Genomic DNA, 25,740 nt, shown 5'->3' with positions numbered 1-25,740 from the left:
TAAACGCAATAACAACATGGCAAAGTTAACAGGTAAAGTAGCGATCATTACTGGTGGCGGTTCGGGTATCGGGCGTGCGATTTCGGTATTGTTTGCTGCAGAAGGTGCAAGCGTGCACATCTTCGATTTAAATCCTTCAGGTGCAGCCGATACGGCTGCTGAAATAAATGCAAAAGGGGGACATTGCGTTGTGCATACCCTGAACGTGAGCGAGCAAGAACAGGTACTGGCCGCTGTAGCGAAAGTGGGCAAGGTGGATGTGTTGGTGAATAATGCCGGCATTGCCCATGTAGGGAATGTGGAGCACTGCTCGGAAGATGACTTCGACCGGATTTATCAGGTGAATGTGAAAGGAGCTTACAACGCCTTATATGCGGTCATTCCGGTGATGAAAGCAAATGGCGGTGGTGCGATATTGAATTTGGCGTCTATTGCGGCTGTGGTGGGCATTGCCGATCGCTTTGCCTACTCCATGAGTAAGGGGGCGATCTATGCGATGAGCCTTTCGGTGGCACGCGATTACCTGCAAGATCAGATTCGTTCCAACTCCATTTCCCCGGCACGGGTGCATACGCCCTTCGTGGATGGCTTTATCGCCAAGAACTATCCGGGTCAGGAAGAGCAGATGTTTGGTAAATTATCGCAATCTCAACCCATCGGAAGGATGGCAAAGCCGGAGGAAATTGCTAAATTAGCCCTATTCCTTTGTTCGGATGATGCCGCCTTCATTACAGGAAACGATTACCCTATTGATGGAGGATTTATAAAACTGAATAATTAGAGCGTTTTGCCGCAAGGCTAACGGCGCTAAACTTCGTTTTTGGGCTTGAGCTGCAGCGGAAAAACTTAAATCTATTATAAATCAACACGGAGGGCAGGCAAGTAAATAGGCTTGTTCGGCTATTCGTATTAAACAATCAACAACATGAAATTAATCCGTTTTGGAGAGGCCGGTAAAGAGAAAATCGGTGTGCAAATCGAAGAGAAGAACTACGATGTTTCGGCTTTTGGTGGCGATTACAATGAAGAATTTTTCGCCGACAATGGCTTGGCTCGCTTAGAGGAATTCGTGAAAGCGAATGAGGGAAAATTAATTGAAGTGCCTGCCGGCACTCGTTTAGGAGCGCCTTTTACCCGCCCTTCAAAAATTGTATGTATCGGGCTGAATTATAAAGACCATGCGGAAGAAACCGGAGCTAAGATTCCAACAGAGCCTATTATTTTTATGAAATCGACTACGGCCTTAGTGGGTCCGAACGATCAGGTGGTGATTCCTAGAAATTCAATGAAAACCGATTGGGAAGTGGAATTCGGAATTGTAATCGGTAAAAAGGCATCCTATGTGGAAGAAGCCGAGGCATTGGACTATGTGGCCGGCTATGTATTGCATAACGATGTGTCGGAACGTGAATACCAATTGGAGCGCGGTGGCACCTGGGATAAAGGAAAAGGTTGTGATACCTTCGCGCCAATGGGCCCTGTGATGACGACTGCGGATGAAATTCCGGATATTAATCAAGTAAGGTTATGGTTAAAAGTGAACGGTAAAACTTACCAGGACGGGAATACCAGCAATTTGATTTTCTCGGTTGCTCATGTGGTTTCTTATGTTTCGCAATTTATGACCTTATTGCCGGGGGATGTGATCTCTACCGGAACACCAGCAGGGGTTGGTTTGGGTTTTAATCCGCCAATTTACCTTCAAGCCGGTGATGTTATTGAATTAGGTGCCGATTACTTAGGCGTGCAACGTCAGGAAGTAGTGGCTTACTCTGGAAAATAAAACAACATGCGTATAGATGCCCACCAACATTTCTGGCTGTATGAGCCGGTTAAGGATGCTTGGATCAGTGAAGAAATGGCGCTGATTCAGCGGAATTTTTTACCCAATGATATCGGTCAGACCTTAAAGGATAATCAGATCGATGGCGTTGTGGCCGTACAGGCCGATCAGTCGCTGCGGGAGAATGAATTTCTGCTGGAGCTAGCTTCGGCCTATAAGCTGATTAAAGGAATTGTTGGCTGGGTCGATCTGCGATCGGAATCGGTCGAAGAACAGTTGGAAAAGTATCAGCAAGCTCCTTTGATCAAGGGTTTTCGCCATGTAATCGAAGGGGAGGAGGATCCAGATTTCCTCCATCGGGATGCGTTCTTGCGCGGTATTGCTGCGCTTACGAAATATGGCTATACCTACGATCTGCTGATTCGCCCGCGCCATTATGCCAGCACCTTACACTGCGTTGCAGCAAACCCCGAGCAGGTCTTTATGTTGGATCATATCGCGAAGCCGCCGATTAAGTCGCAGGCTTTTGACGAGTGGGCCAGTTTTATTACCGAGCTTGCGGCCTTCCCGAATGTGCATTGTAAGCTATCGGGATTGGCCACGGAAGCCGATTGGAAGCATTGGAAACTGGATCATTTTACACAGTATATAGACCATGTGGTCGCCTGCTTTGGCAAAGAGCGCTTGGTATTTGGATCCGATTGGCCGGTATGTTTACTGGCGGGATCCTATGAAGATAGCATGCGCATTGTGCAGGATAAATTGCAAGACTTTACTGCCGATGAATTGGCCGGTTTCTGGGGCAATAATGCAGTGAAATTTTATAAGCTAAGCTAGAACGAATGGATTTACAATTAAAAGATAAAGTAATACTGGTTACCGGTGGTGCCAAAGGTATAGGCAAAGGCATTGTGATGGCCTTGGCGGCCGAAGGAGCCATTCCGGTAATCATTGGTCGTAAACAAGCCGATAATGAGGCGGTAAAAGCTGAAGTGGAAGCCTTGGGGGGCCAGGCGATGGCCGTACAGGCGGAGCTAAATCAGCCTGAGGCCTGTGAGGCTGCAGTGAACGCCGTTTTAGCTGCCCATGGCCGGATTGAGGGCTTGGTGAATAATGCAGGCTTGAATGATGGGGTTTCCCTGTTATCAGGTTCTTATGAAGACTTTGTGCAATCGCTGCACAACAGTTTGATTCATTACTTCTTGATGGCCAAGTATTGCTTGCCGGCCTTAATTGAGGCGAAGGGCAGCATCTTGAATATTTCCTCTAAAACCGCGGAAACGGGGCAGGGAGGGACTTCGGGCTATGCGGCGGCAAATGGGGGTAGAAATGCCTTAACACGCGAATGGGCCGTAGATTTATTGCCTTATGGCATGCGGGTGAATGCGATTATTGTATCGGAAAGCATGACGCCGCAGTATGCAAACTGGATAAAAACCCTGGACAATCCGGAGGAAACCATGGAGAAGATTACGAGTCGTATTCCTTTAGGAAATCGGATGACTTCGGTGGAAGAGATTGCCAATACGGCGGTGTTTTTATTGTCGGAACGTTCGAGCCATACCACCGGGCAATTGATTCATGTGGATGGAGGTTATGTGCACCTGGATCGGGCACTGATCAAAGAATAAAGATCTTTCGAAATTTGCTTTAAAAAAGAAGGGCTGCACTATATTAGCGCAGCCCTCTTCATTGAGTGGTTGATTACTTAGCAAACCAAAGCTTTTTATCAATCTCATCTCCTCCCATATCAGCAGTAGCCTTTTTCCAGTTGTCCACATTCAAAGTCTGTTGCGTAACAGGGTATCTCACACGTGCAGGAAGGTCTTTAGCAATAACGTTTCCTGATTGTAGGGGTGTGAAAACATAGGTAGATCCATTTTGAGGTCTTGTGCCCGTTTCACCCGGTAATAAAAGAATTTGGGTGTCAGGGTAACCTGTTCTACGGTATTCGTTCCAGGCTTCATCTGGATTAAAGAATAAAGTGATGTATTTTTGGGTTAATACATTGCGCTCATTGGCAGCAGGTAATTTGCTGATGTATGTAGCAATGTTAGCTGGGTCTACATTTAGCCGTTCTAAATTAGCACGAACACCTTTTATGTATTCGCTTTGAGACCAGTTATTGACTTCACTTAAGATGAAAGCGACCTCAGAATATTCCATGAGCACTTCCCCACGTTTAATGTTAAGAATATCTTTAGAGAAATAATTAACATTCGATTCCTGGGTATAGTAATCTTCTACCGTTGGTAAGCCATAAGGCATACCCGGATACTGACTCATGTCCGTTTTATCCGTATAGCCTACTTCATCATACTGTTTGAACGTAAGACCTTTAGGTGCAGCAATTTTATAAAGGCGATGATCGAATCCGAAATTTCCGGTTTCACCTTTTAATAATTGCATAAATGATTTATTTACCCAAAAGTCAGATCTCCTTCCTACAAAATAGGTTTTCCATAATGGATTTCCTTCCACACTGGTAGTACCTGAGGCATGAATGGCGTTATCAGCATTTGAAGTAAATACACCAGCAGCAATGGCACTTTGAATTTCAGCTGCAGCCGCAGGGTATACCTTTTTAATACGGTTGGCAATGCGTAAGCGCATGGAGTTTGCGAATTTTTTCCAACTTGCTGTTGCTCCGTCATAAATATTATCGCCAGCAACAAAGCCGGAATTACCGTTTAATTGAGCTGCAGCTTCTTTTAATTCCTTCAACATGTCGGCATATATTTCTTCCTGCGAAGCATAGACTGGTGCCAAATGTTCTTCTACATTCAAAGCTTGGAAATTCGGATTATCACGTTGGCCATATGACCAATAAGGTATATCGCCAAAGTGGGTTACTAGATTGTCAAATACATAAACCAGCATAATTCTGGAAATGGCAATTTGATTGTCTATATCTCCATAATTAACCATTTGTTTCGCTAATTCTGGATCTTCGCATTTTTCAATAATATCTTTGTAATTATTGGCAATACGATATAAAAATGTCCAGCCATTATTGGTTTGCACATCACGGTATTGATATTTATCTTCTTCTACGTAGTTGTTTTGCGCGGAATACTGCATCCAAGGCATAGACATCCGTGCCATCCACCATCCGTCTCGTGTATTATCAAACAAGAGTCTGTTTGCTCCGTTAAACACCAAATTGGTCGGTACTATTTCCGGCGAATTGGGGTTTTTATTGATTTCTGCTAAGTCTTTTGTACAGGATACCATCGAAATACAGGAGAATCCTAATACAGAAGCTATTACTATTGATTTTATATTTTTCATGTTATTAGAGACAAAATGTTAAAACTGTAATTTGAGGTTTAAGCCATACGATTTGGAAGCTGGAAGGTTACCACCTTCAAAACCTTGGATATTACCACTACCTGTTGTCGCCATTTCAGGGTCGAAATTCTTATTGGCTAATCCCCAAGCAGCTAAGTTTCTACCGTAGGCAGAAATAGTAGCCCCTTTTAAGCGTAGTTTATTTACAAAGCTTGAAGGTAGAGTATAACCGAAGGTGATTTCACGAAGTTTTACATAGTCAGCATCAAAAACGTTTTGAATAGTTGGGCCTGCATAGTAGTGACCAAAATATTGTTCGGCCGTTACGTTACGAGTATTTTCAGCGGTATTGGTTACGGTATAGGTTCCATCAGGGTTTCTTTTTACTGTTCCTGTTACCCCATCTACCGTTACACCCGATTCACGAACGCCGTCTGCAGCAGTTGCTTCTAATACCCCGGTGTAATTACCGAACATGTGGGAAACGGAGAAGAATTTACCGCCTTTTTGAATGTCGATAAGGGCACTTAGATTAAAGTTTTTGTAGCTGAAGTTGTTTCTCCATCCTGCGTTATAATCTGGAAGGATAGACCCTAGGTTCTTCACATCTGAACTTACGTATAAACCGTTGGCACCAACTACTTTGTTGCCTTGGTCATCATAGATAAAGTCAGAACCGTAGATTTGTCCGTAAGGCTGACCAACCATAGCTACTAAGGATGCTTTAAATGGAGCAGTTCCTAAAGTTAATGATTGTAAACCTTCGAATAATTCCACGACTTTATTTCTATTTCTCGCGAAGTTTAAAGATGTAGACCATTCAAAATTATCGTTACGAACCGGAACTAAGGTTAACATGGCTTCGATACCTTTGTTTACTGTACGTCCAGCATTTAATATTTTAGAAGAATAACCTGTTTCTGCACCGATTGAAACCGGCATGATTAGGTCTGTTGTTTCTTCATTGTAGTACGTGATGTCTAAGCTTACGCGGTTTTTGAATAATTGCGTTTCTAAACCGAATTCGTAAGATCTTTTGGTCTCCGGTCTAAGTTCCGGGTTTAATTTAGATAAGCCTTTCAAGAAGTAAGGATTGTCTAGGTATGCCGTATTCGTATAAATATTGTTTAAATATACATCCACTAAGCGGTATGGGTCAGTGTCATTACCTACTTGAGACCAACCTGCACGTAACTTACCAAAGCTTAACCAATCGGCATCAACAAATCTGGTGAAGACGAATGATCCGGTTACCGATGGATAGAAGTAGGAATTATTATCAGCTGGAAGGGTAGAAGACCAGTCGTTACGCCATCCGAAATCTGCATATAAGAAATCTTGGTATCCGAATGAGAAGTTACCGAATACGGAGTTTACGCGTTTTTTCGAAAGTACGGTATTCAATGTTGCCGCATTTACACTATTATTAGTAGTGTAAAGTTCTGGCACGATTAAACCTCCGGAAGTAGATGCAGAAGATGCAAATCGGGTTGTATTTCTACGGTTAATACCTGCGAAAGCATTTAAAGAGAAAGAATCCCATTTTTTATCGTAATGCACGCGACCTTCGTAGTTCATTTCCATAAACTCTCTGATATTCTCAGCGAAAAAGGATTCTGCCTGTGAGCCAATGGCTATTCTATCATTAATCTTCAAGGTATAGTTATCACCATATACATTCGTCATCGCATATAATCCCGGCATAATGTCATAACGTAATTCTACGTTGCCATAAAAGCGGTCTCTCTGGTCTGTCGCAATATTTTCATTGATAATCCAGAAGTAGTTATCGGAATATTTTGGCGTACCATCATCCCAGGAAGTACGGTTCCAGGTTTTTTGCTCACCATTAATCGTCTTATAATTCTTTAAACGGCTATAATCTAACTGTGTTTGACCCCATTGGAACATTTTCTGCCCAATAGAGGCATCACCATAACCTTGTTCAGGACGGTTAAAACCGTTTGTGCGAACATAGTTAATGGTTCCTCTTGCAGAAAATTTGTCTGAGAATTTGTTGTCAATGCTTAATGCTGCCGTTGTTCTTTTTAATTCTGTGTTAGGTACAATACCTGATTGCGAAACATTCGATAATGATAATCTAGCCGCTGTGTTTTCGTATGATTTCGCTAAGGAAATAGCATTGTTATAAGCTACCCCGGTATTGAAGAAGGTTTTGTAGTCGTTTTTAGGATATTCCCAGGCTCTGGTCTTCATGTAGTTCTGGGTGTCATTCGGGTCGAAAGCATCCCAGTGTAAAACTTGTTGGCCGTCTAATTTTGGACCCCAAGATTCATCCGCCGTGTAATTTACTAGCTTGTATTCTTTGCCGTCAATCACTTGCGTTGCAAAATCAGGACCAAAACCTGCACCATATAACTTCTGTAATTGAGGTGTGATACCTAAGTTTTCGAAACCTACGCCGGTGTTGAAGATAATTTCATCACGACCTAATTTTGCTTTTTTAGTTTTGATCAAAACCACACCGTTAGAAGCTCTGGCACCGTATAATGCCGACGCAGGACCACCTTTCAACACGTTCACCGACTCGATATCGTCTGGGTTGATGTCGAAACCGGCATCCCCGTAGTCACGACCACCGGCACCACGCTCTGCATTCGCAGAGTTGTAGTTAGAGTTGTCCATCGGGATACCATCCACAACGATTAAGGGTTTGTTCTCACCGGTTAAGGATCCTATACCACGTAAAACGATACGTGTAGAACCGCCTAAGCTGGAAGAAGGCGCATTTACCACCGCACCTGCTACATTTCCAGATAGCGATTGTAAGGCGTTTCCACCTCGTGCTGCGGTTAATACATCGCCTTTAACTTCTTGTGAAGCATAACCCAATGATTTTTTCTCCCGCGAGATCCCTAAAGCCGTAACCACTACTTCGTCTAAGGTTTCATCATCGGATACTAATTGAACATTGATGGAAGAACGGCTGCCGATAGCAACACGTTGGGAAGCATAACCGATGTAAGAGAAGGATAGCTCTTTATCGGTGGAAGAAATAGCAAGACTGTAATTTCCTGCATCATCTGTTTGTGTAGCAGTAGTGCTCCCAACTACTGTAACAGATACGCCTGCAATAGGTGAACCGTCGTTAGCCGACGTTACTTTACCTGTCACTTGGCGATTTTGTGCATAGGACGCTCCAACCAAAAGCGTACATAGCACCAAAATACTAAGTAATCTTTGTTTCATTGTTTGTTTTTTAGTTTTATAAGTTGTGTTGTTTTTCTAGGGCTAGATGACTAACACGGAAATAAAACTATTGAAATTTTGAGCAAGCTTTTACATTTTTTAACATTTATTTATGTAACAAATGATTGTTAGTGCAAAAATTTGTTTATTCTAAACGAAATATTTTTATTTTGATGTTTTATAAGTGGCTTCTTATTAGGTGTTTATGAAAGTATGGTGAAGTGTGTTATTTTTTTTAAAACTGTTACCTTTTATCGTTAAAATTTTTCTAAAAGAAGTTGTTTTAGTAACCTTTTGTCACAAAGGCATTACGATTTCAATCAGTTTTGTATGAAAAGGCTGGCCTAAGGTCTCGGGAATAGCTTGGTTATCTTAGACTTAGGATAGTACGCCTAAAAGCCATATAAAAATGGCTACAAAGGCGTTTTTTTGAAAAAATACACTGCGCTATGGTTTTTGTTAATGACGCTAGAAATGGAAGGAAGAATTCTATTTTTTTGAGATCATTCTAGATTCCATAGGAAAAGGGAACTGATTATTGGCTAAAACAAGGTCGGATAATTGTTGTAATATTAGGATAATCAAGGGTTTGTATTTCTATTCTAACGAATATTAATGTGTATAGGAAACTATTGTTGTGGTTCCTGATGTGTGTGTGTCGATAGGCTATGGTTATTAGCCTATTGCCTTCGCTACTAATAAGCCTCCCCAAATAGCCATCAACCCTAATATGACACTCAATGCAATATATAAGAAGGCCTGAGGGATCTGGTTGTTCTGCATCAGTTGGAAGTTTTCAGCAGCGAAGGTTGAGAAGGTGGTAAAGCCTCCGCAGAATCCGGTAATTAATAAGAGTTTCCATTGTGGATTGATCAGCGCATGCCGATCGAATATACCAATTAAGATACCAATGATAAGGCAACCCAGGATATTGACTGTTAAGGTGCCGAAGGGGATGGCATGGGGATAGTTTTTACTGATGTATTGCCCGGTGGTATAACGGAGGATACTACCTGCTGCGCCTCCAATTCCTATAATCAGTATATCTTTGAACATTCGTTTCTTATTTGCTAAAATTTCTTAAGCGAATATAAGCGAAATGGATAGGAATTCGGCTTGTTTTACTGTTCTTAATTATTTGTGTAAAAATTCTAGAAAATTTGGACAATATAGGTTAACCATCTGCCATTTGTGGTTAAATTACTTGCTAAAATCTCCTGTACCTTTACCCTCGTAATAAGCATAAAATACACCTATTATGATGCAATATAAAACTATATCGAATCTTCCAGATTTGACGTATTTGAAGATTGAATTACAGAATAATTCACAATATCAGTTGCCACCAGCAGCCCTAGTCGAAGAAGCAATCCAAAACAAAGAAGGAGAGCTGGCTGATAACGGAGCACTATGTATCATGACCGGGAAGTTCACTGGTCGTTCCCCGAAAGATCGTTTTATTGTTTTAGATGCCGAGACAACGGATAAAGTTAATTGGAATGCGGTGAACCAGCCGATGTCTGAGGAGCACTTTACAAGCCTTTGGAATCAGGTGGCAGATTACCTATCCAAAGAATCGCTTTATATCTTAGATGCAAAAGCATGTGCCGAGCCAACGGAGGAAATCAGCATCCGGGTGGTATCGACCTTAGCGTCGCATAATCTTTTTGCTTCCAACCTCTTTATCAATAATCCGGAAGCCAAGGCCAGCGATCAGCCAGATTGGTCTATCCTTGTTGCGCCGAAGTATTTGGTAGAAGATTTTTACCAATTCGGCTTAAACAATGAGAACTTCGTGGCCATCAACTTCAGCAAGAAGATTGTATTAATCGCGGGAACCGGCTATACAGGAGAAATCAAGAAAAGTATTTTTACGGTATTAAATTATTTATTACCAACCTATAAGCAGTATTTAACGATGCACTGCTCTGCCAATCGTGGTGAGAATGGTGAAACTGCCCTTTATTTCGGATTATCGGGAACTGGGAAAACTACCCTTTCCTCCGATAAACGCAGACAGCTAATTGGTGATGATGAGCACGTGTGGACAGCAGATCAAGTATTCAATATTGAAGGCGGATGTTATGCCAAGTGTATTGGGTTGACGGAAGAGTCGGAGCCTGAAATCTACCAAGCTGTACGGTTTAATGCCCTTTTGGAAAACGTAAAGTTCAAAGCCGGCACGCGTACGCCCGATTACCAAGATAAAAGTATCACCGAGAATATCCGTGTTTCCTATCCTTTGGAGTTTATCGAGAATATCGTTCCTGAAGGACGCGGTGCAGCGCCTAAGCATATTTTCTTTTTGGCGGCAGATGCCTTCGGCGTATTGCCTCCAATCTCCAAGCTTAGTGTAGAGCAGGCGATGTATTATTTCATCAATGGCTATACCTCAAAGATTGCCGGAACGGAAGCAGGAATTACCACGCCTCAGGCTACGTTCTCCGCCTGTTTCGGTCAGGCCTTTCTTCCCCTACATCCAAGCACCTATGCCGATCTGTTAGGGAAAAAGCTTCAAGAACACGAGGATATTCAAGTCTGGTTAGTGAATACCGGATGGGTTGCCGGGCCATATGGCGTTGGAAACCGCATTAAGCTTTCTTACACCCGTACCTTGATCCGGGAAGCTTTAGCTGGCAAATTAGGACAAGAAGCCTACCGCGAGCACCCTGTCTTCGGATTGCAGATGCCGACCCACTGCGAAGGCGTAGCTGCAGAAGTGTTAAATCCTGTAGAATTATGGGCAGATGCGCAAGCCTATGAAAAACAAGCGAAAGCATTAAAAGGATTGTTCGAGAAAAACTACGAGCAATTCCGACAAAAATAATAGCAGTAGGTTTTGATTTTTACCTATTTGCTAGGTGGGTTTCTTTATTTTAACTAATTTTTATTTAGAATGGTCTTCCTTTGGGAAGGCCATTTTTTCTACCTAAAACCACATTATAGGTTTACTTTTTACAATTCGACCATAAAAGATTATTTTGGTTAAGGTTTTTAATCTTTACATTTGAACATTCTTATCAATTGGACAGGAATTAAGAATGCCCTAAATGGCGCATTGGTTCAATCGACAAAACAGGATCTATGAAGACAGTAGATGCAAAACATCCCATCGAATTTACTGTACCAGCCTCTGGTGTAGGTTCTTTTTATGTGCAAGAAGATCACCGCAGTAATTTCTACAATCATTACCATCGGCATAAAGAATATCAGATATCTTATATCCTGAAGGGGAGAGGTTCGATGTTGATCGGAAACTTGATACAACCCTTCTTAGAAGATGAGATTTATATCTTGAAGGCCAATGACCCGCATATCTTTATCAAAGAAGGCGCGGAGGAGGAGCAGATTCATGCAATCCATATTTTTGTAGCTTTTGATAAGTTATGGTCCTTCTTCGATCTTTCTGAGCTACAACCCGCGCGCGATTTCTTTAAGAACATTGATTCCAGTAAGAAAATAGAACAGGACATCAGCTTAAAAATCAAGGCGAAGTTTCAGGAGCTGGCCAAAGAGGAGGGGATCCATAAGTTGATGTGCATCTTGGAAGTCTTTCAATTCCTGATTGCTCATGAGCAGGATATGCATTCCTTATATTCCGGATTACCCGAGTCTAATTTTAACGATAAGGTCGGCGTGCGTATCAACGAAGTGCTGCGATTCTCCTTAGCGAACTACGATAAGGAAATCAGCATTGAGGAGGTGTCTAAATTAATTCACATGACGCCATCGGCCTTTTGTAAGTACTTTAAGAAGCATACGATGAAGACCTATGTTACTTTCTTGAATGAAATCCGGATTGAGAAAGCTTGCCAATTGTTAATCAATAAGGCTACCGAGAATATCTCCGAGGTGGCTTATCAATGCGGATTTAATACGGTGGTTCATTTTAATCGCGTATTCAAGAGCATCCTCAATACATCGCCTACCGAGTTTGTAAACCGACATTCTGCACAGGCTTTAGCGAAATAATCAGCCTTCCTTCCTCATCATTTGGACGTCATTTTCAACTATTATTTGGAAATTGGTTCAAAATTTGTTATATTCTTTGTATACACTAAAAGAAAGGTAATATATATGATGAAAAAGAAAAGTAAGAAAATCGAAAAAATGATGAACAACCCATACTACTTCTATGTAACCAACTGGGGATTCATCGGAAACAATCAAACCAAACCCACCCGAGGAAGTGAGAGCCCAAAGCGGTAACCACTCCTCCCCAAAATCAAAAACAATTTCTTAATCCTTAAACCAGACAGCTAAAAAGAAAACTCAACCGTTCTTTTTGGATTGTCCAGTTTACTGCTTTTGCGCTTTCCGGACACCGTGACGTGCATAATATTAGATTGGCTTTTAAAGTCCTGATACAAAAGTTGATTTACAATGCTGATGCGCTGCACCGGATTCGCCTGAGGCACTTCAAAATAACACCAGGCCACATCTTCTTCCACTTCATAGCCTACGTACTTCATCTCCTTGGCTTGTCCGTTCACCTGCAATTTAAAATTAGCCTTGATATACCTGCTGATGGCCGAGTCTAAAACGGCTTTTTCCTTCGGATTCAGCACGTCCAATTTCTTATGCTGATGGGTTTTTAAGGCCACCTCCAGATCATCGTAAAATAAGCGGCAGGCTATTTCCAGTCGTTTTTTTGAACTGTTATAATCCACAGAACTGATACTCACATAGAAAGGATGCGCAAAAACCGTTAGGCTGATGAGGCAGCCCAATAGTATGGCGAGGTATGTTTTCATTCGTTTCATCCTGAATTATCCTGTCTAGTTCGTAACGAATTTATCTAAATTTTCTAAGAATGGTTTGCTTATTTAAAAATATCTTAAATTTGCTGCATCAATAGTATAAACCCTAATTCATGAGTGACTTTTCCATCTATTTCCAGCTGGGTTGGCAACACATCTTAGATTTTAATGGCTACGACCATATACTTTTTGTCATGGTCTTGTGTTGCAGCTATGTGCTTAAAGATTGGAAAAGAATCCTCTGGTTGGTTACTGCGTTTACCCTTGGCCATTCCATTACGCTGGCCTTAGCGGCATTCCACTTGGTTTCTGTCAATAGCGATTGGATCGAGTTTTTAATCCCGGTAACCATTTTGGTCACCGCCTTATACAATTTACCCAAGCGTCGCAAACAAAGAAACCCCGCTTTATTATACAGCATGACCTTGTTTTTCGGGCTTATTCATGGCTTGGGCTTTTCCAATTACCTCCAATCGTTGTTGGGCAAAGAAACCTCCATTGTATGGCCTCTGCTGTCCTTTAACTTGGGTTTAGAATTCGGACAATTGATTATTGTTTTCTTTGTTATCCTCCTATCGGAATTGATGTTAAAGATTATCTCCATTACGCAGCGCGACTGGAGTTTCTTTCTATCCTCCGCGGTGGTAGGTATTTCTTTTATTATGGCTTTAGAACGTCTTCCTTTATGAAAAAATTAGGAGCATATGTACTTCGTGGCAGTTTGGCTGCTTTTAGTTTAGGCCTGTTCAACCTGGCTTCGGCGCAGGTGTCGAACAATAGCCAATCCAATCATGGCAATAAATTCGAACAGCTAGGCACGCTGCTTTCCGATCCCAACATCTTTCGCACCGCGTCCGGAGCACCCGGATCTATGTATTGGCAGCAAAAAGCCGACTATGTTATTCATTGCGAGTTGGATGAAGTAAACCAGCGCATGAAAGGATCGGAAACCATTACCTATACCAATAATTCCCCCGACCCCTTAAGCTACCTTTGGATTCAACTGGATGAAAACGAACATGCCGATGATGCGGAGAACAAACGTTTCAACCAAAGCCGCTTAACGGAGCGTATGTCTCTAGAGCAATTGCAGGGCCTTGTGCCAACGCAAAATGGCTACGGGGTGAATATTCACAAGGTCACCGACGGTGCCAATAAACCCTTGCCTTATACCATCAATTACACCATGATGCGCATCGACTTGCCTACGCCTCTTAAACCGGGTGCTAAGTTTGTGCTGAATATCGATTGGGATTACAAGATTTCCAACCGCATGGTAGAAGGTGGCCGGGGAGGCTACGAATATTTTGCGGGAGATGATAATTACCTCTACACTATTGCGCAGTGGTTTCCACGCATGGCGGTGTATTCCGATTTTCAAGGCTGGCAAAATAAGCAGTTCACCGGTCGTGGTGAGTTTGCCTTGGTATTCGGCGATTATAAAGTTCATATCACAGTGCCTGCCGATCATATCGTCGGCGCCACAGGCGAGTGTCAAAACTATAACCAGGTGCTCAATGCCACCCAGCTGAGCCGCTGGAAGCAAGCACAAAATAGCCAAGAACCGGTAGAGGTGGTAAGCCTGGCGGATGCAAAGGAGGCCATGAAAACCAAATCCAGCAGTAAGAAAACCTGGATTTACGAAGCTAAGAATGTCCGCGACTTCGCTTTCGTTAGCTCCCGCCGCTTAGTGTGGGATGCCTTAAAAGTAAATGAAGGCATTGCCGGCAATCAACCCATGGCCATGTCTTATTATGGCCCGGAAGCCTATCCCTTATACCGCAAGTATTCCACCAAGGTGGTGGCACATACCCTCAAAACCTATTCTAAATTTTCCATTCCATACCCATACCCGGTGGCTATTTCGGTAGAGGCTGCCAATGGCATGGAATATCCAATGATTTGCTTTAACTACGGACGGGCAGATGCCGACGGCACCTATTCGGAAGCCGTGAAATATGGTATGATAGGCGTTATTATCCATGAAGTGGGACATAACTTCTTCCCGATGATTGTCAATTCCGACGAACGGCAATGGACCTGGATGGATGAAGGCTTGAATACCTTCCTGCAATTCTTGACCGAGCAGGAGTGGGATAAGGATTTCCCATCCCGTCGTGGTCCGGCGCATAAGATTGTCGATTACATGAAACTGCCGAAAGACCAGTTAGAGCCCATCATGACCAACTCCGAGAATATTGTACAGTTCGGTCCGAATGCCTATGCCAAGCCGGCAACTGCCCTCAATATTCTGCGCGAAACGGTGATGGGCAGGAAACTGTTTGATTATGCCTTCAAAGAATACGCAAACCGATGGGCCTTTAAGCACCCCACACCCGCAGATTTCTTCCGTACCATGGAAGATGCTTCCGCCGTTGACCTCGATTGGTTTTGGAGAGGCTGGTTCTTTGGGACTGAAGCAGTGGATATTTCTTTAGAAAATGTTACCCAATACCGCATGCAAGGAGGCAGCCCGAAGCAGACCAAGCAACAACAGGAAACGGCCTTTAAGGACGATTTAAATACCATTACGCGGCAACGCAATATGGAAGAAAATATGGCTTTTCTGGTTGAAAAGGACACCTCTTTACTCGATTTCTATAATAAATGGGATCGTTTTGCCGTGCGCCCAGCCGATGAGGCCGGCTATCAGCAGTTTTACCAATCATTAACGCCTAAGGAAAAGGATATTATGGATGGTAAAATTTCCTTTTACGAATTGCAGTTTAAAAATAACGGCGGATTGGTGATGCCCATTATTCTAGAATGGACCTATACCGATGGTAGCAAGGAGCTAGAGCATATTCCAGCCTATATTTGGCGCCTCAATGAAAAGGAAGTCTATAAGGTATTTGCGAAGCAGAAAGAAGTGGCCAGTATTTGTATAGACCCGTACCGGGAAACGGCAGATATTGAGGAGAGCAATAATGCCTGGCCGCGCCAAGCACAACCCTCGCGTTTTGAAATCTTTAAGCAGCAAGGGCAGGGGGTTCGGGGGCAATCTACAGAAAGCAACCCCATGAAAGAGGCTAAAAACCAGAATAAGTAATGTTTATTTATCGGTTTTTAGCTTGCTAAACACCAACAGATCTCGGAACTCCAGGTTGCCGGCCCATTCGCCATTGCGTTTAATGCCTTCCAGCGTAAAACCCAATCGCTTCGGGATGGCAATGCTTTTTTCATTGCCTACCGCGCAGCAAATCTGTACACGTTCAATTTTATGGCTAGCAAAAAGCTCGTTAACCAAGGTGGAAACAGCCTTGGTCATAATCCCCCGACCTTGAAAATCCTGCGCAATCCAATAGCCCAATTCCGTGTTCTTATTAATATAATCGGTGTCTTTCATCCCTAAAAGGCCCACCATTCGGTCTTCATGGCATATCTTAAACACATATTCGCCTTTGGTTTTGCGTTGCTCAATGGCCATAGCTACAAAGCCTTTACTATCTTCCACTTTATGGGTGAATTGGACAAAAGGCAGCCATTCCGAAAAATAGGCCCTTTGTTTTGTTAAGATATTGAAAATAGTTTGCCCATCGCTAGGTACTAATACCTTCAGGCAGGTTTGCGCATCTATGGCTATGCTGTTTGCTAGTTTCATCATTTCTGGGGTTTAGAGCTTATGTTCAGGGGCATTTGATCATATTGTCGGGCAGCTAAATTTAATCTTTTGTGCATTATTTTCCGCAGTTGGGCCGGGGCTATCACCTCAATGCTTTCCCCAAAACCAAGCAATTCCCGCTCCAATTCAAAGTTAAACACCACATCCAAGCGAATAATAATATGCCCATCTTCGCCGCGCTTTAAAATTATTTGCGAATTGTGAATAGGCTTGGTTTCTACGTAAGGTGCATGATTGGCATGCACTTTAATAATCGTTTTTCTTGCACGGTCGTTTTTTGTTTTCGTTACGCCCAAGGTGTCCTCAAAATAGCTGTCAAAAGCTACACCATCATAAGGTACAAAATGTGCCTTGGCCATTTCCTGCACATCCTGAATCCGATCTAGGGCTAGGGCAATTATGCCATTTATCTTTTTGGGCTTGCCAATTAAATACCAGCGATTGCGGTACTCCTTCAACAGATAAGGGTAATACACCATATCCTGCGTGGTGTTGACTTTAAAAGACTGGTATGAAATAAGCAGGGGAATCTCTTCGCGGATGGCCTTATGCAGCGGCGTAATCCAGTTTAAGCCCTTCACCAGGGTATTGCCCTCCATTTGTATGGCTTGTTTTTGAATACCACCGGGTAGCAGCATATTATCCTCCAAGCGGGCAATCATGTCACTCATTTCGTCGAAATAAGCAAAGCCGTTCAAATGCTTGAGCACATCCACCACTTCCCGCATTTTTTCCATCTCCGCCGTAGATATAGGGGAGTTGCTGATGCTGTATTGCGGGTCTTCATATTGGTAATATTTGCGTTGACTAACGATAATGGGCGCATTATAACCCAGTTTATTGCTGCGCATTAATTGGATGTCGGCTTGAATGGTTCGCTTGGAAACCCCATTATGAATGCCTTCCAATTCATATAGGGCTTCCGAAACCTTTTCTATTAAATCATTCAAGGACCACTTTCGGTGGGTTTGCCGCAAACAATTGTCGATGGTTTTATACCGAATCAGGGCTACTTTATTGGTAGACATGGCTTATTCTCTCTTTATGATCTATATTAAAGATAAGGATTTCCTTTTTTACTGCGCAGTCTATTTGCGCAATAATGTGTTGCTAAAAAATAAACAGATTATTAATAAAAATTATTAGATTGATAATTAGGTGTTTAAGGTTTGTTTGCTTGTGTTTTTAAAGTTTTATTAAACTACGCAGAAGCACTGCGTAGTATGCCCTGCATCTTTGTATTGTCGGTTGCGACATGAGTTCTTTGACGATAAAGCGGAAAGCTTTTTATATAGAAAAATAGTAAAGATCTAGATGAGTAAATGCGGGGTAATCCAATCGCCTGTTTCTGAATAGCAGGGAAGTGTTAGGGTGCAACCTTAATATCCTGATTATAGCCAAAAGTACTTGTCTTTTTTATCTGTCAGTTGCGAGTTCGAATCTCGCCTTCGCTTGCGAAGAAGTTCAAGTGGTAAGAACAATAGAACCGGGAGGAAACTCCCACGCACTCAAGGAGTGCCCTATCGAAGGGGCAGCAATGCCTACAACATGAAGTTATGACCTTCTTTAAAAAGGTCTCCGAAGCTTTCCGCACCGGTTCGGTTTTTCGCCAATCTCTTGATTGGCAGAAAACAACTAAATGCCATCCTGTGGGAAACAGCATCTTTTTAGGTTACTCCTGTAGCAGAAATCAGCCTTGCCTGCTTTTTTTAAAGCTTGCCATGCCTCATTTTGAAAGCAGGGAAAACCTGAAAGGCCCCTTTTTCTACCGATGACGGATAGGGAACAGGTCCGGAAGGCTTTATTAACAAAGATGAATTAAGGTATAAACATAAATAATAACACGATGAAACGAGTAACAATTAACAAAAACGAAGTAGGCTTAGTAGTAAAGAACAACACGGTTGTTCGCGTGCTTCAGGAAGGGAAGTTCTGGTTAGGCTTTGGTGAAAAAATCCAAATCTACAACCTTTCGAATCCTTTTCATGTGGCTCATGATATCGATATGTTGTTAGCCATGCCTGCTTTTCAGGAATGTGTGGAAGTTGTCGAGGTAGGCGATAACGAAATTGCCTTGCACTATGTGAATAAAAACTTTAAAAACGTATTGCCTGCCGGACGCCATGTCTTTTGGAAGGGCTTGCATGCGATGCATTTTGAAGTGTACAATATAGAGGGTTTGGAAATACCGGCCAGCATCAATAAACAATTGTATGAGAAAGTTCCTTTTTCATACCAGGTGCGGAAGTTTAAGGTAAACCCAAGCGAAGTAGGTTTATTGTTTGTGAACGGTGAATTGCAACAGGAATTGAAAGCGGGAACCTATTACTTCTGGAAGAACAACTTGGAAGTAAGCGTGCAATTGGTCGACTTGCGGGTCTTGGCCATGGAAATTCCCGGACAGGAAATCTTGACCAAAGATAAGGCGCAAGTGCGAATCAACTTTGCTTTTCAATATCAGGTGATCGATGTGGAGCAGGCGGTGATGAACAATAAGAACTTTGAAGTGCAATTGTATACCTGTATGCAGTTCGCCTTGCGGGCTTACATCGGCAACTTAACCTTAGATAGCTTGATGGAAAATAAATCGGCAATTTCGGAATACGTCCTTGCCGAAACCAAAACGCAGGTCAGCGAGTTAGGGGTGAAGGTGATTACAGCAGGCGTAAAGGATATCATTTTGCCAGGAGAAATCCGGACCATCATGAACCAGGTGTTAATTGCCGAGAAACAGGCGCAAGCCAATATCATCACCCGGCGGGAAGAAACAGCTTCCACCCGAAGCTTGTTGAATACCGCGAAGTTATTGGAAGAGAACGCGATGTTGTTCAAATTGCGGGAAATGGAATACGTGGAGAAAATCGCCGAGAAGATTAATAGTATTTCAGTTTCCGGAAACGGACAGGTGATAGAACAGTTAAAGCAGTTGTTTGTGAAGTAGGGAAGGGGGGCTGTTATCGTGTTGGTTTCGTTTTGGCACGTGCTGTCATCGTTTTGTTATCGTTTTGTCATGGTTTTGTCATGGTGAGCGGAGTCGAACCACGAACGACTGGTACGTCAGTGCAATCAACCAGCTAATTGTGATTGATTATCAATTGATTACATGCGATTATCATAACTAATTAGCATTTTAATGCGTTTTTGATTGCACTGGCGTACCAGTCGTTCGACTCCGCTCACCATGACAAATCGATGACAAATTGATGACAACACGTGCCAAAACGATGACACCACGTAACAACACGTGCCAAAACGATCTAAGTCTCCCCCCTTGCTCACCCCTTTCACCTCCCTTTCACACCCGTATCAAACCCCTTTCAAGAGGGCTTAACTACGGCTCTCAAACGCTTCTACAAAAGGACAAGAAAAACCCATACCGGCACAAGGTCTTCCTTGTGCCGGTATGGGTATTAAATAAAATAAAATTAAGCAGTAATCTGGCTAAAGCGCCAGTTGAGGCAATCGATAATGCAAAGTTGGTTTTTTGGCACCGCTAATCCGCAAATTACTTGCAGCACCAGCATGGCCATCATGCTGCCGACCAGGCCTGGCAGCGGCCCTAGTACGCCTTTGCTATCGCAGGTGGGGGCATCTTCCGGATTGGGGGCTTCCGGAAAAAAGGCGCGCAGGTCTTTCGAGCCTTTGTGATTTAACAAGGCCACCTGTCCCTCAAACCCAAAAATACTGCCATATACCAAGGGCTTTGCTAAGCGGACGCAGGTATCATTCACCAGGTAGCGGCAAGTGAAGTTGTCAGAGCCTTCTACAATGATATCGTAAGGCCTAAGCAGCGCTTCCACATTGGTGGCGGTAATTTTTTCAGCGATTGGCTCGAAGTGGATACTGGAATTAAGCTGCCCAACAAAGTTTGCGGCACTTTCCGTTTTTAGCTTGCCGACTTGCTGTTCGGCATGGATAATCTGTCGGTTGAGGTTATGGATTTCCAGGACATCAAAATCGGCGACGGCCAAATGGCCAACCCCCGCCGCAGCCAGGTAGGCCAGTACAGGCGAGCCAATACCACCGGCACCAATGACTAGTACCTTGGCCGCATTGATTTTCCGTTGACCCGCCACGCCAATCTCATCCATGAATATCTGACGGCTGTACCGCTCGAATTGTGCATCCGGATTAACCATACACCCTCCCGGAATAGGAGCTGTCCCAATCTTTCATCACCGGGTCGTAACCAGCCTGGCGGATGATCGCTTTTATCTCTTCCATACTGCGTTCATCCGATATTTCAAACTGCTCGAGGGATTGCGGATCGACAACATAGCCACCCGGATTCGTCTTGGAGGCCGCACTCATGCTGGTGACGCCTAAACCGATAATATGGTTTCTGAATTTTTCGCGCTCGCGGGTGGAGATGGAAATCTCGAGGTCTGGGTTCCATAAGCGATAGGCGCAGATCAGTTGCAGTAAATCCCGGTCTTCCATAATGAAGTTAGGCTCTATGATGCCTTGTGCAGGGCGTAGCCTCGGAAAGGATACAGAATACTTGGTTTTCCAATAGCGTTTCTGCAGGTAGTCGATGTGCAAGGCGTTAAAAAAACTGTCTACTCGCCAATCTTCCAATCCTAACAGTACGCCTAGTCCAATTTTATGGAATCCCGATTGGGCAATCCGATCGGGCGTTGCTAAGCGGTAATCGAAGTTAGATTTCTTGCCTTTAGGATGGTATTGCTTGTATACCTCCTGGTGGTAGGTTTCTTGGTATACCAATACGGCATGGGTTCCCGCGGCTTGCAACAGCTCGTAATCCGGTTGATCTAAGGGCTGTACCTCAATGGATATTTGCGAAAAATAAGGGCTTAAAGTTTGGATGGCGCGCTCGAAATAGGCACGATCTACAATTTTATTGGCCTCACCGCTTACCAGTAAAACATGGTCTACGCCCATGCTTTTCAGGGCCAAGGCCTCCATAACCAATTCGGTCGCGCTGAGGGTCTTTCTTCTAATCTTATTGTCCATGCTGAAACCACAATAGGTGCATATATTCTGGCATTCGTTGCTGACATAGAGTGGGGCATACAGCTGGATTGTTTTTCCGAAGCGTTGGATGGTGAGCTGCTGTGCCTGCTGCGCCATTGCCTCCAAATAGGGGCTAGCCGCCGGCGACAGCAAGGTTAGAAAATCGTCCAGGTTCTTTCTGCTTTTTGCTAAACTCCCTTCCACCATGGCTGGCGTACATTGGGCAATCTTTGCTTTCACTGCTTCCCAATCATACTGCTTAAAAACTTCTGCAAAATGCTGCGCATTCATGATTAATCCTCCAATAAAAATGATGTTAATGGGCTGCTGGCCACAGCCTGATTGCTTGCTTTGGCCAAGCCGGCTTCATAGGCCATCCGCCCTGCGACTACAGCCTGTTTAAAGGCGATGGCCATGGCAACAGGGTCTTGGGCACTGGCAATTGCGGTATTCACTAAAACGGCATCAGCGCCCAGCTCCATCGCGTAGGCAGCATGAGAAGGGGCGCCAATGCCCGCATCCACCACCACTGGAACACGACTTTGCTCTATGATAATTTCTAAGAAATCTACCGTTTTTAAGCCTTTGTTGCTGCCAATTGGTGCGCCTAAGGGCATCACTGCTGCCGTGCCGGCATCTTCTAGGCGTTTACACAGTACGGGATCCGCATGAATATAGGGCAATACAATAAAACCCAGCTTGGCCAGTTCCTCCGTGGCCTTTAAGGTTTCTATCGGGTCGGGAAGGAGGTAGCGGGGATCGGGATGTATTTCCAGTTTCAGCCAATTGGTTTGCAGGGCTTCCCGCGCCAATTGTGCCGCCAACACAGCCTCCTGTGCGTTTCGTGCTCCGGAGGTGTTGGGCAATAAGTTGATGTTGGGTAGCTGTAAGGCAGCAAGCAATTCATCTTCAGGTTGCTGCAAGTCTACGCGTTTTAAGGCCATGGTCACCAGTTCGCTTTCCGCCGCGCAAATAGCGTCTTGCATCTGCTGTAGGTTTCCAAATTTTCCTGTGCCCAAAAATAGGCGGGAGGAAAACGTTTTATTTGCTATAATCAAGTTGCTCATGTAAACGTTCGTTTAGTTGTTTTACCGATGAAGGCTGTTGAAGGATAAGTCCGGATACGGCTACGCCATGGATGCCTAGGGAACGGAGCGGCAGCACATCGTCCAGCAGGATGCCCCCAATGGCATAGATGGGGGGAACTTGCTGTTCGACAAGGGCGGCTTGAATCTGTGCATAGCCATGCAATCCGAGAATGGGGCTCAGCTTCTTTTTGCTGTGGGTAAAGCGCATAGGCCCCAAACCGATATAATCGCAGGCTTCTGCCTGTCGTTGTTGCACATCGGCCAAGGTATTGGCCGTGCCTCCAATAATTTTAGGCTCGCCTATTATTTCTCGGGCTTGGGCAATGGGCATATCGGTTAAGCCCAAATGTAAACCCTGGACGTCGGATAGCTTGGCGAGTTGGGGGTGGTCGTTTATGCTGCAAATAGCCTGGTACTCTCGGCATAGGGGCAAGCTGCGTTCAATAAGCTCCTGCAGCTGCGCGACTTCGGCTTCTTTCCAGCGGATCTGTAGGAATTGCAGGCCGGCATCTAAGGCGGTTTTTATGCCGTTTAGCTGCGCATGCAGCGTTTCGCCCGCTGATATAAAAAGTAAGCGTGGTAAGGAATTCGGGGATTTAAGCATCGTAGGATTGATAAATTTGTACACATTTTTCCAACTGCGCAATGGGATCCGGGGCTTGCCAAATCGTTCCTAAGAGGGCAGACCCATCCGCTCCAGCCTGCATAGCGGTTAGGATATTATCCGGGCTCAAACCACCTAATGCAATCAAGGGGCAAAGCTTATTGCTGCGGTTTTTTACCTCCGACAGCTGGCTACTGTCTTTCCCGTAGGGGAATTTAGAAATACTCGGAAAAAACGGACTCAAGAAGGCATAGGCCCAAAAGGGTTCCAGTTGGTTAAACTCATCCATACTATGCGTCGATGTGGAAAGCATATAGCCTGATTTATAGGCTAAATGTTTATTTTGTTGACGCATGGGCGTATTGAAATGGAGCCTATGAATGCCAAGTTCCTTGGCGATTTGGGGATGTTGATGCAAGACCAGCCGCTCGCGATAGGCCGTAGGAATGCGCTCGATAAAGAGTGCTAAATCCTCAGCCGTGGCCGAGTAATCGCGTAGATGCAGTAGGAAAGGCTGCTGCCAAAACAAGGGCGATAGCAGCGTTTCCTGATGGCATTGGATATCCTGACTAATGACTAAAATCATAGATAGATTTCTTTACCAGCCTCAATAAATTCTTTTGATTTTTCTAACATGCCTTCTTCCGTCGCTTCGCGGATTTCCTGTGTAATTTTCATCGAGCAGAATTTTGGTCCGCACATCGAACAGAAATGGGCTACTTTGGCGGCGTCGGCGGGTAAAGTTTCATCGTGGAATTCGCGCGCCGTATCCGGATCCAAGGATAGATTGAACTGATCTTCCCAGCGGAATTCAAAGCGGGCCTTGCTTAAGGCATTGTCGCGGTATTGTGCGCCCGGATGCCCTTTCGCCAAGTCGGCCGCATGGGCTGCAAGCTTGTAGGTAATGACGCCGTCTTTCACATCCTTTTTGTTCGGTAAGCCAAGGTGTTCTTTTGGGGTAACATAGCACAGCATCGCACAGCCATACCAGCCAATCATGGCGGCACCGATGGCCGAGGTAATATGATCGTATCCCGGAGCAATATCTGTGGTAAGTGGCCCTAAGGTGTAAAAAGGAGCCTCATCGCAGGCCTCCAGCTGTTTCTCCATGTTTTCCTTAATCATGTGCATAGGCACGTGACCCGGCCCCTCAATCATCACTTGCACATCGTGCTTCCAAGCAATTTTGGTCAGTTCTCCGAGGGTTTCTAACTCGGCAAACTGGGCGGCATCGTTGGCATCAGCAATAGATCCTGGACGTAAACCATCGCCTAAGGAAAAGGCTACGTCATACTGCTTCATAATTTTGCAGATGTCTTCAAAGTGTGTGTATAAGAAGTTTTCCTTATGATGATACAGGCACCATTTGGCCATAATAGATCCACCACGGGATACGATGCCCGTCACGCGTTTGGCCGTCAGGTGGATAAAGCGAAGGAGTACGCCGGCGTGGATGGTGAAGTAGGAAACGCCTTGCTCGGCTTGTTCAATCAAGGTGTCGCGAAAGATTTCCCAGGTTAAATCTTCTGGTACGCCTTTTACTTTTTCCAAGGCTTGGTAGATTGGCACGGTGCCAATCGGAACCGGTGAATTGCGGATAATCCATTCGCGGGTTTCATGGATGTTCTTGCCCGTTGATAGGTCCATAATGGTGTCGGCACCCCAACGGCAGGCCCAAACGGCCTTCTCCACTTCTTCTTCAATGCTGGAAGAAACGGCACTGTTGCCAATATTGGCATTTATTTTAACCAGGAAATTCCGCCCGATAATCATGGGCTCGCTCTCCGGGTGGTTGATGTTATTGGGGATAATGGCGCGTCCGGCTGCAATCTCATCACGAACAAACTCCGGGGTAATGCGGTTTTTTGGGGTATTCGCGCCAAAGCTTTCACCCGCATGTTGCTGCTCCATGCCGGGGGTAGCCTCTTGCAATTGTTCAATACGTTGGTTTTCGCGGATAGCCACATATTCCATCTCTGCCGTAATGATCCCTTGCTTGGCATAGTGCAATTGCGTAACGTTGGCATCGCCTTTGGCGCGCAACGGACGATGGCTGTAATTAAAGCGAAGACTGTTTAAACTCGTGTCGGCCAAACGGGCTTGTCCGTATTCCGAACTGATGCTGCTCAGTTCTTCAACATCCTGACGGTCTAAGATCCAAGGTTCGCGAATGCGCTCTAAGCCTTTGCGGATATCGATGTCCGCATTGCCGTCGGTGTATGGTCCAGACGTATCGTAAATGGTAATAGGGGGATTATGCTCCAGACCTCCTTTGCTTAATTTGGTAGGGCTTAAGGTAATTTCGCGCATTGCAACCTGAATAGGATGCAATTTTCCAGGAATAAAGACTTTACAGGAATTTGGGAATGGCTGTTGGGAGATGCCTGTTTCTTTCATAGCAAAAATAT

Annotated in this window: 22 protein-coding genes; 10 read left to right on the top strand and 12 right to left on the bottom strand. The window is 44.3% G+C overall.

The window, feature by feature from the left end:
- Positions 1–16 precede the first annotated feature (16 nt).
- The 4 genes from GQF63_RS11360 (at position 17) to GQF63_RS11345 (ending at position 3,414) form a co-directional block, all read left to right on the top strand.
- Positions 17–781, top strand: a complete 765-nt coding sequence (locus GQF63_RS11360) for an SDR family NAD(P)-dependent oxidoreductase (RefSeq protein ID WP_160369349.1) — start codon at positions 17–19, stop codon at positions 779–781.
- A gap of 144 nt (positions 782–925) precedes the next feature.
- Positions 926–1,783 (top strand): fumarylacetoacetate hydrolase family protein, encoded by an 858-nt coding sequence (locus GQF63_RS11355; protein ID WP_160369348.1) that lies wholly within the window; start codon positions 926–928, stop codon positions 1,781–1,783.
- A gap of 6 nt (positions 1,784–1,789) precedes the next feature.
- Positions 1,790–2,620: an amidohydrolase family protein gene (locus tag GQF63_RS11350; RefSeq protein ID WP_160369347.1), complete on the top strand. Its 831-nt coding sequence runs from the start codon at positions 1,790–1,792 to the stop codon at positions 2,618–2,620.
- Positions 2,621–2,625: 5 nt separating this feature from the next.
- On the top strand, positions 2,626–3,414 hold the full coding sequence (locus GQF63_RS11345; protein WP_160369346.1) for an L-fucose dehydrogenase: 789 nt from the start codon (positions 2,626–2,628) through the stop codon (positions 3,412–3,414).
- Positions 3,415–3,487: 73 nt separating this feature from the next.
- Here GQF63_RS11345 and GQF63_RS11340 read toward each other — a convergent pair whose 3' ends face one another.
- The 3 genes from GQF63_RS11340 to crcB form a co-directional block, all read right to left on the bottom strand.
- Entirely contained in the window at positions 3,488–5,074 is a 1,587-nt protein-coding gene (locus GQF63_RS11340; RefSeq protein WP_160369345.1) for a SusD/RagB family nutrient-binding outer membrane lipoprotein, read from the bottom strand.
- A gap of 18 nt (positions 5,075–5,092) precedes the next feature.
- Positions 5,093–8,284, bottom strand: a complete 3,192-nt coding sequence (locus GQF63_RS11335) for a SusC/RagA family TonB-linked outer membrane protein (RefSeq protein WP_160369344.1) — start codon at positions 8,282–8,284, stop codon at positions 5,093–5,095.
- A 675-nt stretch (positions 8,285–8,959) separates the two neighbouring features.
- Positions 8,960–9,340, bottom strand: coding sequence for a fluoride efflux transporter CrcB (gene crcB / locus GQF63_RS11330; RefSeq protein WP_160369343.1), 381 nt, complete (start codon positions 9,338–9,340; stop codon positions 8,960–8,962).
- A 202-nt stretch (positions 9,341–9,542) separates the two neighbouring features.
- On the opposite strand from crcB, the gene pckA reads away from it, so the two are divergent.
- From pckA to GQF63_RS19865, 3 genes are all read left to right on the top strand, one after another.
- On the top strand, positions 9,543–11,111 hold the full coding sequence (pckA, locus tag GQF63_RS11325; protein ID WP_160369342.1) for a phosphoenolpyruvate carboxykinase (ATP): 1,569 nt from the start codon (positions 9,543–9,545) through the stop codon (positions 11,109–11,111).
- Positions 11,112–11,368: 257 nt separating this feature from the next.
- Positions 11,369–12,256, top strand: coding sequence for an AraC family transcriptional regulator (locus GQF63_RS11320; RefSeq protein ID WP_160369341.1), 888 nt, complete (start codon positions 11,369–11,371; stop codon positions 12,254–12,256).
- 105 nt (positions 12,257–12,361) lie between these two features.
- On the top strand, positions 12,362–12,493 hold the full coding sequence (locus GQF63_RS19865) for a hypothetical protein (RefSeq protein WP_281346840.1): 132 nt from the start codon (positions 12,362–12,364) through the stop codon (positions 12,491–12,493).
- A 50-nt stretch (positions 12,494–12,543) separates the two neighbouring features.
- Here GQF63_RS19865 and GQF63_RS11315 read toward each other — a convergent pair whose 3' ends face one another.
- Positions 12,544–13,038, bottom strand: coding sequence for a DUF6702 family protein (locus tag GQF63_RS11315; protein WP_160369340.1), 495 nt, complete (start codon positions 13,036–13,038; stop codon positions 12,544–12,546).
- A 119-nt stretch (positions 13,039–13,157) separates the two neighbouring features.
- Between GQF63_RS11315 and GQF63_RS11310 the strand changes: the two genes are divergently transcribed.
- The gene (locus GQF63_RS11310; protein ID WP_160369339.1) at positions 13,158–13,733 is read left to right on the top strand and encodes a HupE/UreJ family protein; all 576 of its coding nucleotides are present in this window, start codon (positions 13,158–13,160) and stop codon (positions 13,731–13,733) included.
- A complete protein-coding gene (locus GQF63_RS11305) occupies positions 13,730–16,093 on the top strand; it encodes a M1 family metallopeptidase (RefSeq protein WP_160369338.1) in 2,364 nt (787 codons plus the stop codon). The genes GQF63_RS11310 and GQF63_RS11305 overlap by 4 nt, the downstream gene beginning before the upstream one ends.
- A gap of 3 nt (positions 16,094–16,096) precedes the next feature.
- Here the strand turns inward: GQF63_RS11305 and GQF63_RS11300 are convergent, their stop codons facing one another.
- A complete protein-coding gene (locus tag GQF63_RS11300; protein ID WP_160369337.1) occupies positions 16,097–16,648 on the bottom strand; it encodes a GNAT family N-acetyltransferase in 552 nt (183 codons plus the stop codon).
- A complete protein-coding gene (locus GQF63_RS11295) occupies positions 16,645–17,694 on the bottom strand; it encodes a helix-turn-helix transcriptional regulator (protein WP_160369336.1) in 1,050 nt (349 codons plus the stop codon). Before GQF63_RS11295 ends, GQF63_RS11300 begins: the two co-directional genes overlap by 4 nt.
- Before the next feature lie 818 nt (positions 17,695–18,512).
- Here GQF63_RS11295 and GQF63_RS11290 point away from each other — a divergent pair.
- Positions 18,513–19,607 (top strand): slipin family protein, encoded by a 1,095-nt coding sequence (locus GQF63_RS11290; RefSeq protein ID WP_160369335.1) that lies wholly within the window; start codon positions 18,513–18,515, stop codon positions 19,605–19,607.
- Between the two features lie 484 nt (positions 19,608–20,091).
- On the opposite strand, the gene GQF63_RS11285 is transcribed toward GQF63_RS11290, so the two are convergent.
- From GQF63_RS11285 to thiC, 6 genes are read right to left on the bottom strand one after another with little or no spacing between them, the layout of a single operon-like run.
- Positions 20,092–20,805 (bottom strand): HesA/MoeB/ThiF family protein, encoded by a 714-nt coding sequence (locus GQF63_RS11285; protein WP_160369334.1) that lies wholly within the window; start codon positions 20,803–20,805, stop codon positions 20,092–20,094.
- On the bottom strand, positions 20,798–21,931 hold the full coding sequence (thiH, locus tag GQF63_RS11280; protein WP_160369333.1) for a 2-iminoacetate synthase ThiH: 1,134 nt from the start codon (positions 21,929–21,931) through the stop codon (positions 20,798–20,800). Before thiH ends, GQF63_RS11285 begins: the two co-directional genes overlap by 8 nt.
- A 2-nt stretch (positions 21,932–21,933) precedes the next feature.
- Positions 21,934–22,707, bottom strand: a complete 774-nt coding sequence (locus tag GQF63_RS11275) for a thiazole synthase (protein ID WP_160369332.1) — start codon at positions 22,705–22,707, stop codon at positions 21,934–21,936.
- Positions 22,682–23,332, bottom strand: a complete 651-nt coding sequence (locus GQF63_RS11270; RefSeq protein WP_160369331.1) for a thiamine phosphate synthase — start codon at positions 23,330–23,332, stop codon at positions 22,682–22,684. The genes GQF63_RS11275 and GQF63_RS11270 overlap by 26 nt, the downstream gene beginning before the upstream one ends.
- A complete protein-coding gene (locus tag GQF63_RS11265; protein WP_160369330.1) occupies positions 23,325–23,918 on the bottom strand; it encodes a thiamine phosphate synthase in 594 nt (197 codons plus the stop codon). Before GQF63_RS11265 ends, GQF63_RS11270 begins: the two co-directional genes overlap by 8 nt.
- On the bottom strand, positions 23,915–25,729 hold the full coding sequence (gene thiC / locus GQF63_RS11260) for a phosphomethylpyrimidine synthase ThiC (RefSeq protein ID WP_160369329.1): 1,815 nt from the start codon (positions 25,727–25,729) through the stop codon (positions 23,915–23,917). The genes GQF63_RS11265 and thiC overlap by 4 nt, the downstream gene beginning before the upstream one ends.
- Positions 25,730–25,740 lie beyond the last annotated feature (11 nt).

The sequence above is a fragment of the Sphingobacterium humi genome (genome assembly GCF_009768885.1).
Taxonomy (GTDB): Bacteria; Bacteroidota; Bacteroidia; order Sphingobacteriales; family Sphingobacteriaceae; genus Sphingobacterium; species Sphingobacterium humi.
This window is presented reverse-complemented; position numbering and strand designations above follow the sequence as displayed.